Origin of the sequence: Vibrio sp. T9 (assembly GCF_003123985.1) — a bacterium.
Taxonomy (GTDB): Bacteria; Pseudomonadota; Gammaproteobacteria; order Enterobacterales; family Vibrionaceae; genus Vibrio; species Vibrio diabolicus.
The window spans coordinates 1-12,235 of record NZ_NIGY01000014.1; the positions used below are offsets into that span (position 1 = coordinate 1).

Annotated in this window: 12 protein-coding genes; 2 read left to right on the forward strand and 10 right to left on the reverse strand. The window is 40.7% G+C overall.

All coding sequences use genetic code 11. The features are described 5' to 3' along the window. Nucleotides 1–818 precede the first annotated feature (818 nt). The gene (locus CBX98_RS22140) at nt 819–1,175 is read right to left on the reverse strand and encodes a hypothetical protein (RefSeq protein WP_048625052.1); all 357 of its coding nucleotides are present in this window, start codon (nt 1,173–1,175) and stop codon (nt 819–821) included. Between the two features lie 81 nt (nt 1,176–1,256). On the opposite strand from CBX98_RS22140, the gene CBX98_RS22145 reads away from it, so the two are divergent. Then, entirely contained in the window at nt 1,257–2,096 is an 840-nt protein-coding gene (locus CBX98_RS22145; RefSeq protein ID WP_109170283.1) for a LysR family transcriptional regulator, read from the forward strand. A 306-nt stretch (nt 2,097–2,402) separates the two neighbouring features. Next, entirely contained in the window at nt 2,403–2,615 is a 213-nt protein-coding gene (locus CBX98_RS22150) for a hypothetical protein (protein WP_012842272.1), read from the forward strand. 102 nt (nt 2,616–2,717) lie between these two features. Here CBX98_RS22150 and CBX98_RS22155 read toward each other — a convergent pair whose 3' ends face one another. The 9 genes from CBX98_RS22155 to CBX98_RS22195 all read right to left on the reverse strand — a co-directional run bounded on the left by CBX98_RS22155 (nt 2,718) and on the right by CBX98_RS22195 (nt 12,221). Beyond that, entirely contained in the window at nt 2,718–3,107 is a 390-nt protein-coding gene (locus CBX98_RS22155) for a universal stress protein (protein ID WP_046875460.1), read from the reverse strand. Between the two features lie 934 nt (nt 3,108–4,041). Beyond that, a complete protein-coding gene (locus CBX98_RS22160; protein WP_109170284.1) occupies nt 4,042–4,203 on the reverse strand; it encodes a YoaH family protein in 162 nt (53 codons plus the stop codon). A gap of 42 nt (nt 4,204–4,245) precedes the next feature. Further along, the gene (locus CBX98_RS22165) at nt 4,246–5,367 is read right to left on the reverse strand and encodes a conjugal transfer protein TraF (protein ID WP_109170285.1); all 1,122 of its coding nucleotides are present in this window, start codon (nt 5,365–5,367) and stop codon (nt 4,246–4,248) included. Between the two features lie 60 nt (nt 5,368–5,427). Beyond that, nucleotides 5,428–6,309: a DUF2861 family protein gene (locus CBX98_RS22170; protein ID WP_005394478.1), complete on the reverse strand. Its 882-nt coding sequence runs from the start codon at nt 6,307–6,309 to the stop codon at nt 5,428–5,430. Between the two features lie 6 nt (nt 6,310–6,315). Then, on the reverse strand, nt 6,316–6,978 hold the full coding sequence (vxrB, locus tag CBX98_RS22175; protein ID WP_005394480.1) for a response regulator transcription factor VxrB: 663 nt from the start codon (nt 6,976–6,978) through the stop codon (nt 6,316–6,318). After that, on the reverse strand, nt 6,953–8,407 hold the full coding sequence (gene vxrA / locus CBX98_RS22180) for a sensor histidine kinase VxrA (RefSeq protein ID WP_005394482.1): 1,455 nt from the start codon (nt 8,405–8,407) through the stop codon (nt 6,953–6,955). The genes vxrB and vxrA overlap by 26 nt, the downstream gene beginning before the upstream one ends. A 155-nt stretch (nt 8,408–8,562) precedes the next feature. After that, nucleotides 8,563–9,939, reverse strand: coding sequence for a Re/Si-specific NAD(P)(+) transhydrogenase subunit beta (pntB, locus tag CBX98_RS22185; protein ID WP_109170286.1), 1,377 nt, complete (start codon nt 9,937–9,939; stop codon nt 8,563–8,565). A gap of 8 nt (nt 9,940–9,947) precedes the next feature. Next, nucleotides 9,948–11,504: a Re/Si-specific NAD(P)(+) transhydrogenase subunit alpha gene (locus CBX98_RS22190; RefSeq protein ID WP_005394487.1), complete on the reverse strand. Its 1,557-nt coding sequence runs from the start codon at nt 11,502–11,504 to the stop codon at nt 9,948–9,950. 435 nt (nt 11,505–11,939) lie between these two features. After that, nucleotides 11,940–12,221 (reverse strand): HlyU family transcriptional regulator, encoded by a 282-nt coding sequence (locus tag CBX98_RS22195; RefSeq protein ID WP_005394488.1) that lies wholly within the window; start codon nt 12,219–12,221, stop codon nt 11,940–11,942. Nucleotides 12,222–12,235 lie beyond the last annotated feature (14 nt).

Here is a 12,235-nt window from a genome sequence, read left to right on the forward strand (position 1 = left end):
TTCAAAGCGATTCTCTCTCCTAGCCATCACGGCAAGCCGGATTTGGTCAAGTCGCACCGCCCACCCTTTGCGCACTCTAGGCTTTCAGCAAACCCTCAACATAATTCATAACCATAATACGCACTTTAGAGTTAGAAGATTAGCAGTGGCGATGTCAGCTTAGTTACACCGAATTTGGCTTTTGCTGTATGGGCCATGAACTTCGATTTCACCGCAGCGGCCACTTGATAAGAACCAGTCATCAACCCTAAAACCGTGTAGCTGATTAAGTTCCTGCACTGTGTCTTAGGTTACGTTCGACACCATGCACGTTGGCTCTGCATCTTGCTCATTCAAGTAACCGAACAACTGGATCGGATATTCCATTATTTCTCTCCAACTTTCTGAGTTAACAAGATCTTTTGCTGGCGTTCTTGAAGTTCTGATACTAACTCTGCTGGGCATGAGCTAGTGTTTAAGTTATATCAGATAAGCAACCTAACGATTGCTTAAAGCCTTTGTCTTCAAATCTCATTATATCCTTTCGATAACTTATGTTTTAAGTTATCGAAAGGACGAGAAAATTCAATGTTCTCACTTATGGCCACATATTGTTCATCCCAAAAGTGTAAGTATTACATTAGCTTTATAGGAACAAGGCATCCATTAGATGTAAACTCTCTACTTTTCAATCTATACCTAGATCTTTCTTCATATGTTCACTCAACTCGCTAGTGGTTCTTACATTAATTCTATGTTTGCAATGATGGATTCTCAACTCTTCACCAAATAATTTCACTACTGATTTTGTATACAAAGCACTAATATTATTTATTAATCTATACAATGTACCTTTCTGATAAACAGATCTTTTCGAATTTTGTATTGCAGTCTTCATATTTAAATATTCTCACATTTTTAACTTTATAATTTAAAGAATTATTTTCAAGTTCGATCTTTATTATTACTTTTGTCGATATTGAATGAGTCATTATCACTGATGCACAATCGACAATTAAATTACCTGAATCCAACTTAGTAATTTCACGAGAGATAACTTTTATTTTTAATTTTTCCTTTTCATTATTTAAGTCGATTGAGTTAATTTCTTCAGGATATTTGTTTAACTTAATATCCAATATGGTTTTATTAAGATAGTAGTCTGCCATTATTTCATGACGGCTTTTAAATATCATTGTCCCCCTCCGTTGATGCAAGTTATACTTTCCCTCCCGTTAAAAGACAACGTGACTCAGAGTTGCAAAAAGGTAACAATCATGGAATTGATGAACAATGAGCTGGTCTGCTTTGCAGCCATTTGTAAACACCTCTCTCTTACAGAGGCATCAAAAGAACTTGGAAAGTCGAAAGCTCAAGTCAGCAGGCAGTTAGCGGCATTAGAAAAACAACTTGGTGTAACACTCGTCCACAGGACAACAAGAAAACTCGTTTTAACTGATCATGGTGAAAGCATTAGAGAGCTTGCCATCAAAACGTTAGAGAGCTTGCAGGAGTTAAATTACAGAGCTAGCTCGTTGAGTGAATGCATTAATGGAAAGTTTAAAATTACAATGCCCAACTCTATAGCCTTTTCTATTTTTGGCTCTGTTCTTAAAGGCTTACAAGAACGATATCCAGCAGTGAACTTTGAAATATCATCAAGTAACAATGTTGAGAATTTATTAGAAAGCAGTGTAGATTTAGCGATTAGGCTTAATAACATTATTGATGACACTCTGATTGCACATAAAATCGGTGATTATAACGATGTTTTAATATCTACAGTTAACAATACCAATAACAACACGCTATTAATCTACAAGAATCACTCTAATAAGGAATCAATTAAAAAGCAGTATACTGACGTTATCGAAGTTGATAACACCTCTATTTTAATAAACTTTGTCTCTGAGGGGGTTGGGGTTGGCGTCATCCCAAATTATCTTGTAAAAGGTAACCATATAGACAACAATATCCAAATTTCACAAAATTTTGATATAGAACGCTCCATGTATATCGCCTACCCTTATCAAAACCCTTTACCAAGAAAGCTAGCTGAAATATCTACTTTTATTAGGTCTGAGTTATCAAAAATATTGAAAAATGAATCACTTTAGGATGGCTTTTCAGATTTATAATTTTCCTTTGATAACTCATGAGGTCTAGCGAGAAGCTTTGTAACGTATTGTTTCAAAGAGCCTCGTTAGGCATTTATGAAAATCCCCAACTTTATGCTTGTTATCACAACATGAGATGCTATACCGTTTCATTATCAAGGCTTTGCGTGGAATAAATCACGTGGGTTAAACGATAGATTGACTTACATTAAAAATTTAATCGAAAGCATCTTTATATTAAATTGATTTCATACCGTTCTGCGTGTATCTTCTACCCATATCCCCACAATAACCAAGGAGAATGCCATGGATAAGCTACTCGCGTCTGCACTAGAAATTAAGCAGCGAACTATGGTGACTGGCTTTTTTGCTAGAAATGGATTCAAAATCGCTATGACCGATTTTGATGATGTCACTTTTGAGCGAGAAGGTGTGCAAGTTAACGTGCATTTTGATTTGCAGTCAAACGCAGAGTCTGCATCTATTTTATCCCAAGAGGCTTCTGCCATTCCTGGTTAATTATTTTGTCGTCAATCATACGTAAAGCCGAACACAAACGTTCGGCTTTTTAATGTACGAAAAACGGGATTACAGAAGATGTGGCACAAACCTGCGTTACTGTTACTCATCCAAGTAAACAATCAATAAATCCGCTTCAACCTCATTCGCTACCTTTGGTACCGATGAAAAGAAACGGCTCAATAAATTATGATGATGACCGCAGACTACGAGGTCTATTCCCTCTTTTTTTACGATTCCCGACAATTTGATATGCAGGTCGCCGATAACTGCCATCGTCTCGTGTACTGGATATAGGCATTTATCAGCGAGTTCTTGTAGCTCCTTTTGCAACTTTTGTTCTTCTTTCGGCTCCATGATCACACGATCAACATCCACATAAACGAATGAAAGTTTGGCGTTCGAGTTCTTTGCTTGAGTTATTGCTTTTTCGATAACGACTTGGCTAGATTGAGATAAATCAACAGCGACTAAAACGTGCTTGTAACTCATTCTTTCCCTCCTAGTTAGTTTTCATGTGCTTATAGTAAGTCTAGTTCACTAAGAGCGAATGCAATGTCTAAACTCATATTTCATGAAAATATGGGAGTTTGATATAAGAATGTGGAAACAGCCGAGCGGTCAACTATCTAATAGCCATTGAAGGCTCGTGAAGTCAACTAGTGACTTAGGAACTAGTTATTGATATGTGGCCCATTTTGTTCTCCCTCCTTAAGATGTACATAACTATGTAACTAACGCAAACAAACCCACGTTACGCCGTCACGACGCTTCTAAACCCTGCCAATTTCTATTGCAGCTTGTTTTATATTCCTAATTACAACGTCGCCTAGTTTAGTAAAACCACTTGGCAATAAGTAATTTCTTCGTGTAATCCATCGATCAAGATTAAGAATTATTTTCATAGACAACACTGAATTAAAGACAAGATTTAGAGTTAAAACAGAGTCCAACACTCCTATGTTCAACCTAAGACCGACATACGTCTGCGAGCACTTACTGTCTATATAACGTCAACTATATAACTATATTCAGATTTTATTTCTCTGTTACAACGTGTCTTTTTTATCTTTACAGCATAATCCTCTACTTGAAAGTATACCCAATCATCATCTTGTAATTTAATTACACAAAAAGATATTCGAAACATAACCATAAGACAAAAAACCAACACAAGTTACTGAATTTATTAATTTTAATTTAAAAAATAGCATTTCACCCCATATTCGTTCAAGCCAGAACGCATCAGGGTTAACTTAAATAAGTAAAATTTTACCAATTGCTTAGTACAGAATAGAGGAAGTTGAATAAATTGAAAGGTATAGAGATAGCGTTACGACGTAACTACGTAACTACGTTAAGGTGTGAAAATATTTGAGGATAATGAGACTAAAAAAAAAAGGGCCAAAGCCCTGATATGAATTAATTAGTTTTGTTGCTGTTGTTTTTCTGTGTACTCAGATCGAATCTGTTCGGCAACAATTTTGATGGCTTCTGCTGTACTTGTGCCCTTCGCCATCAATTCTTGAATTTTCTCTACAGCTTGTTGTTGCTCTTGGTGAGATAGAGGGGGTAAATCGTCAAACATAAAAAAGCTCCTCATTTTGAGGAGCAGACTATAACGATTCAATTAATAGGTCGCAAGGAAATTAATGGATGCCCCCATTGCGTTCTCGTTCGTGTACTGAGCAGCAATATCTAATTCGATCAACTTAAGTGGAGACAGTCCAATACCTGCAGTAATGGTACCTTCGTCGCTACTTCGAGCTAAGTTTTTCATATAACCCGCTCGCAATGCCAGTTGACGCAAGATATCAAATTCAATACCAGCTCGAATCATTTGCGTATTATCATCGAAGGATGAAAAACGTTTTTCTTCATTAAGATCGTAGTCGACACTCATAGTAAAGTAATCGGCAACAACCCCTGCCCCGACCGTATATACGGGACGCATGCTGTACTCGTATGATTTTATCGTATCACTGCCATACATGAACGATTTTGTTTTAACGTCTCTTCCGATCAAGTTTTTTGCTGAAATACCGACACGATATGGGCCAAAGAACCAAAGCGCGCCCGCATCCAAGTTAAACATCGTTTCCGCTGTCTCATGTTCACGTAAGTCTTTGGTATCGAAATTCTGAAAACTCGTGGCGTAAGAGTACGTATAAATACGCTGAAGTTTAGGCGTAACACCAAATGAAAGGTGTTGATTCATAAAGTTGGTGTATTTAGCAAGTGATACACCTGCTTCAGCAACACCAATAGAAACACCTTGTACGTAGCTATCGTCTAACGGATTAGTACCTGACGTATCTACTTTTGGTTGTACGAATGATTCAGTGTATAACTTACCGTATGCAGTTGCAGATAAAAATTTATTAGGAATACCTATAGCGACAACGCCACCAAGATCAAAGTCAGTTTTTTTTCCATCTATGGCATTCATCGATTTTTTGATTTCATCGACATCGGTCAATTTGCTGATGCGTTCGATTTCATCGACAAGATCATATTGATCATCGTAGTTGCCACCAAAACTTGGCACGATCATTCCTGCATCATCGTTTCGGCGATAAATTGCAGTAAGTGCGGGGTTGAAAAAAGGAGCAGTCAGATAAGTTGCTGATACCGTACCAACGCCACCCATCGCATCGCTACGAGCTTCTATCGCATAAGTGGCAGCCGAAGCAACGTTTGCGAAAAGTGTGGTGGCAACAGAGGTGGCTAGAATTTTATATTTGGTTTTCATACTACACTTGTGATTTTGGTTCTTCCTGAACCTTTATCGGCACAAATGGTATTTCTTTAACTATTCTTCTTGGGAAAGATCATAGGTTCGGCTAATAGTTTGAGCTTGCTCAACAATTATATCGCCCTGCCAACGACGACTGTTGATACTCACTGCTAGCACGTATCTATCATTTGGGACACCCGCAAGCTCTAGTGAATTGGGATAGTTAGACTCGTAAGTCTTTTTCCACATTTGCTCGTATTGACCATCAATGTAGTCATATAAACCAACTTCAAGTTGCGGTAATGGACAATGGGGATTACGAAGTGCGCTCTTTTCTACTTTCCAATTCTCTTTAGATGTCCAACGAACATATTGCGAAGAATTGGAATCTCCTAATATTACCCAAGTTCGATACTCTTGTTTATCTTTAGAAACAATAGTTAAGTGATACAAGCCTGCTTCAAGCTTACCCGTGAGGTTATAGCGTTTCGAATAACTACGCTCATTGGCTAATTCCGTACCGCTCGGCTGTTCTTCATAACTGAATGAACTGTCTGCGGATATAGAATCATCCACCCATCGATTAAATGAAATATTTTCGATGTCAGTTGTAGCTCTTAGCTTGATCACTAACCTAAATGTATCTCGCCCAGGGCTTTGGATGGTCTGACGAATAACGTTCACGCCACTTATCCATTCAGGCAGCGTTACACCAGTGAGAGACTTGCCACAGTTTTTAGATAGTGACTGACCAAGAAGGTCATTGAGATGAGGAGTCAAATCTTTACTTGGTTCCGTTTGCCACAGTTCAACAAGAGAGTTGAACATACCGGCAAGATCATCTTCAAGTAAGTGTTGATGTGCCTGCGTTAAAGGCGTGTTAGTTTGAAACCAGTCCATTGCATGGACTGGTTTCACTAACGCTAATGAGAGAACTACGGGGAGTAGTGTTTTCATTATGACTTATGCTTTCATCTTGTAGCCAACACCGCGAAGTGTTTCAATTTCCAGTCCTGGCAGTTTTTGACGAAGCTGCAATACGTGCGTATCCACAGTACGTGTCGTTGGGAAGTGATTGTAACCCCAAACGTGGTCAAGTAGCTCATCACGAGTAAACACGCGACCTAAGTTCGACGCTAAAAATAGCAGTAGATCAAACTCTGTACGAGTTAACGTAATTAGCTCATCTTTATAGGTAACTTCACGAGTTGAACGATCAATTTCTAAGTCTTTTGTGATCACTTTATCAGCGCTGCTTTGCTCTGCTGAATCCGGTGCTCGTAGCTGTGCACGGATTCTCGCAAAGAGTTCCGCTTCAGCAAAAGGCTTCGTTAAGTAGTCGTTCGCGCCGGAATCAAGGCCTGCAACTTTATCTTTTACGGTAACAAGTGCCGTTAGCAAGATAACTGGTACGTCTTTAATCTGTTTCCATTCTGGGAGACATTGTACAGAGTCACCATCTGGGAGTTGGCGATCGAGAATAACCAAGTCAGCTTTTTTCCATTGTGGTTCTACGTCTGCAATACGTTCCACATGTAAACACTCATATCCTGCTTGTTCCAGGCTTACTAACAGGCCATCAGCCAAGTTTTTATCGTCCTCAACGAGAAGCAGTGTCTGTTTCACAAGGTATCTCCAATATAAAAGTTGTAGGTGGTCCCATCAGGGACATTTTTCCGCCCATGCGGCCTACCATAGATTCAACGATTGTTAACCCAAGTCCTAACCCGCTCTTACTGACGAACGGTTTCTTCAAATTTGCCCAATCTTTAGCCGTTAGGCCACCAGCATCTCGGACTTGGAATACTATTTTTTCTTCACTAGTTGAAACATCCAATTCAACTGGTGCAATACCGTACTTAAGCGCATTACGAAGCAAGTTATCGATACAAGTTCCTAACCAGTACACATTAACTTTAGCAGCCACATCTTCATTGATGTTGAAAAGCACGGCACTATCAAATTCTTCTTCGATCTTAAATTCTAACCAGTCTGCGACAGACGGAACCCAATCTGTTGCAAGCATTTGGTTATCAGATTGCAAATAATCTTTACTCGCTTCTGCCAATTGACGCAAACGACGTGTATCTTCACACAATCTGCGGAACTCGTCATATACGCTTTCAGGTAGATGCTCGAATTCTCGGCGAAAGCCCTCAACCGTCAGTGATAGAGATGCAATCGGTGTTCTGAGCTCATGCGTTAAAATTTGCAACACAAGCATTCTACTACGGAGCTCTTCTCGCTTACTATTCCAGCGGTATACAGCCCAACCAATCACTAGAAGAATATTTGCGATTACCAGTATGATCATACTGATCCGCAAAACTTGTGAGTGATCTTCTACATCCCAACAAATATTGCCTCGTTTAACAAAGCAACTTTTGCTTTGAGACGCTAGAGCGTACGACAGACCCGCATTAGCGACGTTTTCTTCCCAGATATCTTTCTCGAAAACAAAGTAACGGTCACCACGTCGTAACCAAAGTTCGTTACCTTCGATAAACATGCTCGCGCCTGCAATCAAAGCATTAATGGCGTCGTCGTCCATGTTTTTCAAGCTTTCTAGCAACTCATCCCCTTCCTCATTGTCACGCTCTTTAATATGCATGTATTGAGCAAGCTTGGGTTTGAGTTCTGGATACTTATCCACATAGCGTGCAGCATAAGTCCCACCACCAGGGTGAATGAGGCCACTACGCGAAAACCAACGTGGTGTCAGTTGCGTCCCTTTACAGATGGCTCTTGTAAATACTAACGGCTCAGTAATTAAAGGACTTAGTGGCAATTTACCACGACAAGTATTCGCTAAGCTGTAAAGCTGTTGTATATCTTTTAACGGATAGTCAGACGTTTGCGGCAGAAGCGAATCTGGCGCAAGTAACTTGGTAGGATAATTTGATTGCAGAATACGAATATCATACGATTTAAGAGCTACTTCATAATTAAATAGCTCTGTAAACGTATCTATTCTTTCTGGTAGTGAATCGGAAAATGCAGGTGCCGAAAAAAGCGGCAATACAGTTGCAAAACCGAGCAAAAACTTTTTAATCAAACTGTTACCGTCACTTGTTACATTAGCCAAAACTATACATCAATCTACAAGCAATTGACATCTGCTAACAGAAGGATTTGCATTACTATAACATTGAAACGGAACAAAAAAGGGCCAGCGATTGCTGACCCTGTATAGTTTTAAATCAAGAATGGTTAGAGTGCTTTAAAAATAGACTCGACACTTTCCTTCGCATCACCAAATAGCATTGATGTATTTTCTTTGAAGAACAGTGGGTTCTGTACACCTGCGTAACCAGTATTCATTGAACGCTTGAATACCACTACATTTTTCGCGTTCCAAACCTCCAGTACAGGCATACCAGCAATCGGGCTGTTCGGATCTTCCAGAGCTGCTGGGTTTACCGTATCGTTAGCGCCGATAACCAGTACGGTATCGGTTTCAGCGAAGTCATCATTGATTTCATCCATTTCAAGAACGATATCATACGGTACTTTCGCTTCAGCAAGTAACACGTTCATATGTCCCGGAAGACGACCTGCGACTGGGTGAATACCAAAGCGAACCTCAATACCTTTTGAACGAAGTACGTCAGTAATTTCATGCACTGGATACTGCGCTTGCGCTACAGCCATACCATATCCTGGGGTGATGATTACTGATTTTGAGTTCTTCAGCATTTCAGCAACTTCTTCTGCCGTTGTTTCGCGGTGTTCGCCCTGCTCTTCGTCACCTGAAATTACAATCTCTTGACCAAAGCCACCAGCAATAACACTGATAAACGAACGGTTCATGGCTTTACACATGATGTAAGAAAGAATCGCACCTGAAGAACCAACCAACGCACCTGTTACGATTAATAGGTCATTTGCGAGCATGAAACCTGCTGCTGCTGCTGCCCAACCTGAATATGAGTTCAGCATTGAAACGACAACTGGCATATCAGCACCACCAATTGAAGCAACTAAGTGGTAACCGAACGCGAACGCAATCAGTGTCATCACAATCAGAGCGAACATGCTGCCATCTGCTTTTACGAAGTAGATCATAAGAAGCGTAGAAATCACAACCGCTGCAAGGTTCATTTTGTGCTTGTGGGGAAGGTTAAGCGGCGAAGAAGAAATCACACCACGTAACTTACCAAATGCAACAATTGAACCCGTGAAGGTTACGGCACCAATGAAGACACCCAAGAATACTTCTACAAGGTGGATAACATGTTCAGCATGAGTTGCTGCTTCTGGCGCATCAAGGTAACTGTTGTAGCCAACTAAAACCGCAGCTAAACCTACAAAGCTGTGCAGTATCGCAACCAGTTCTGGCATTTCGGTCATTTCTACTTTCTTCGCATAGAAAATACCGATCGCCCCACCTAGCGCCATCGCAATAATGATCCACCCAAAGCCTTGAGCATCAGGGCTGAAGATCGTCGCGATCAGCGCGATCGTCATACCTGCGATACCATAGTAGTTACCATTACGAGCGGACTCTTGCTTTGAAAGCCCCGCCAAACTCATGATGAAAAATAATGCAGCAACAATGTAAGCTGCTTGTACTAATCCTGCAGACATTGTAACTCCTATTTATCTTTGCGGAACATTTCAAGCATACGCTTGGTGACGGTGAAACCACCGAAGATATTGATGCTGGCGATCAATACAGCAATAAAGGATAGGAATGAAACGACCCCATTGCCTTGCCCAATTTGCAGTAATGCACCAACCACAATAATGCCGGAGATAGCATTCGTTACCGACATAAGCGGAGTATGAAGTGCATGGGTAACATTCCAAACCACGTAGTAGCCGACAACACAAGCTAAAACAAATACAGTAAAGTGAGAAAGGAACGCTGCCGGCGCAACCGATGCAATCCAAGCAAAAGCACCTACTGCCGCGGCTACACCAATAATCTTCTTCGTTGGAGAGGTAGGTTCTTCTACTTTAGGCTCTGGTTTCGCAGGTTGCTCTTGTTTCACTTGCGGCTGCGCTGAAACCTGGATTGGTGGCGCAGGCCATGTAATTTCACCTTCTTTAACCACGGTGACACCACGGATAACAACATCTTCGAAATCAATATTGATGTTACCGTCTTTTTCTTTACACAGCAGTTTTAAAAGGTTAACAAGGTTTGTCGCGTAAAGTTGAGAAGATTGCGTTGGCAAACGGCCAACCATGTCAGTATACCCAACAATTTTTACGCCATTATCTGTCATGATAACTTGGTCTTTCACTGTGTATTCACAGTTACCGCCATTAGCAGCTGCCAAGTCAACAATGACACTGCCCGCTTTCATGCTGTCGACCATTTCCTTGGTGATCAGCTTCGGAGCAGGTTTGCCAGGGATTAGTGCCGTTGTAATAATGATATCAACATCTTTAGCTTGCTCTGCATATAACTCTGCCGCTTTTTTGTTGAAGTCATCGGACATTTCTTTTGCGTAGCCGTCACCAGAACCAGAGTCTTCTTGGAAATCCACGGTCAGGAACTCTGCTCCCATGGACTCAACTTGTTCTTTTACTTCTGGGCGAACGTCAAATGCACGAACAATAGCCCCTAGGCTACCCGCAGCACCGATTGCAGCCAAACCAGCCACACCCGCACCAGCGACCAATACTTTCGCTGGTGGTACTTTACCGGCAGCCGTGATTTGACCTGTAAAGAAACGACCAAACTCATGAGCTGCTTCAACAACCGCACGATACCCAGCGATGTTAGCCATCGAAGAGAGCGCGTCTAAGGCTTGTGCACGAGAGATACGAGGAACAGAATCCATGGCAAGAACGTTAATGTTCTTACTTGAAAGTTGTTCCATCAACTCTGCGTTTTGAGCAGGCCAAATAAAGCTAACAAGTGTTGCACCATCTTGTAGTAGTGCGATTTCGTCAATGCCTTGTTCTTCATCTACGATTGGCGCATTAACTTTTAGAATAAGACCAGATGCCCAAACTTCTTCACTAGAAACGATTTTCGCACCAGCAGCTTCATAAGCAGCATCATCGAAACTCGCAAGCACCCCCGCTTGGGATTCAATCGCGATATCGAATCCCAACTTTATTAACTGCTCAACCGACTTCGGCGATGCAGCTACTCGCGATTCACCCGCAAGTATCTCTTTAGGTACACCGATTTGCAAAACGCATACTCCTTGTATACATATCAATAAATTAGTCCCAAAACAGAGCGTCGCTCTACTCTAACTCTTTTTTATTTCTATCTGTTTACCACGCAAGACAATTGCAAACGAAAGATGGTGTTTGGGGCCACCCATTTGCACAATAACACCTTGACTAACAGCCCTGTTATTATTCTGTTTGTATCGAACGCGTCTCATTACTTCAAGTGTTTTGTAATTTAAATACTAAATTTCATTACATATAACGCTAAGTAATGAATGATTGTCGCTCTGAGCACGAAAAATAACAACGCCATGCCTTACTAGACTGAGGTCTAACCAGATCATAATTAAATACTGACTTAACAAACATTTAAGCTCTAAAAAAGAAAGAGCCATCAGCATATACACTAATGGCTCTTTTTAAGATGATTGGAATCAAGTTGCGGTGAATTGTTAGTCGAAGATTTTATCGCCCATTTGATCGATAAACATTTGAGATTTCTTCAACATAAGTTCATTGGCATCTTGTTCCGAGCCGAGCAAATCTGAACGAATAAATCGATGCGTTTTTACCTCATCGTCGTATTGCTTTTCTATTCGACCAGCAATGCGGTATTGCCCACCCTCTGAAAGGCTCTCTTGGTAAATAAGGAAACCTTTGTACTCAACTGGTTCCACAGTTTTTACTTCAGCAGTTTTTTCACTACCACCAAACAAACGCGAAAAAAATCCCACGGTTCCTCCTTGGG

Bases quoted from the DNA above. Each gene is read 5' to 3' on its own strand.
- CBX98_RS22145 (WP_109170283.1), top strand. From the start codon at position 1,257: ATGGAATTGATGAACAATGAGCTGGTCTGCTTTGCAGCCATTTGTAAA.
- CBX98_RS22140 (WP_048625052.1), bottom strand. From the start codon at position 1,175: ATGATATTTAAAAGCCGTCATGAAATAATGGCAGACTACTATCTTAAT.
- CBX98_RS22170 (WP_005394478.1), bottom strand. From the start codon at position 6,309: ATGAAAACACTACTCCCCGTAGTTCTCTCATTAGCGTTAGTGAAACCA.
- CBX98_RS22165 (WP_109170285.1), bottom strand. From the start codon at position 5,367: ATGAAAACCAAATATAAAATTCTAGCCACCTCTGTTGCCACCACACTT.
- pntB (WP_109170286.1), bottom strand. From the start codon at position 9,939: ATGTCTGCAGGATTAGTACAAGCAGCTTACATTGTTGCTGCATTATTT.
- CBX98_RS22155 (WP_046875460.1), bottom strand. From the start codon at position 3,107: ATGAGTTACAAGCACGTTTTAGTCGCTGTTGATTTATCTCAATCTAGC.
- CBX98_RS22150 (WP_012842272.1), top strand. From the start codon at position 2,403: ATGGATAAGCTACTCGCGTCTGCACTAGAAATTAAGCAGCGAACTATG.
- CBX98_RS22160 (WP_109170284.1), bottom strand. From the start codon at position 4,203: ATGTTTGACGATTTACCCCCTCTATCTCACCAAGAGCAACAACAAGCT.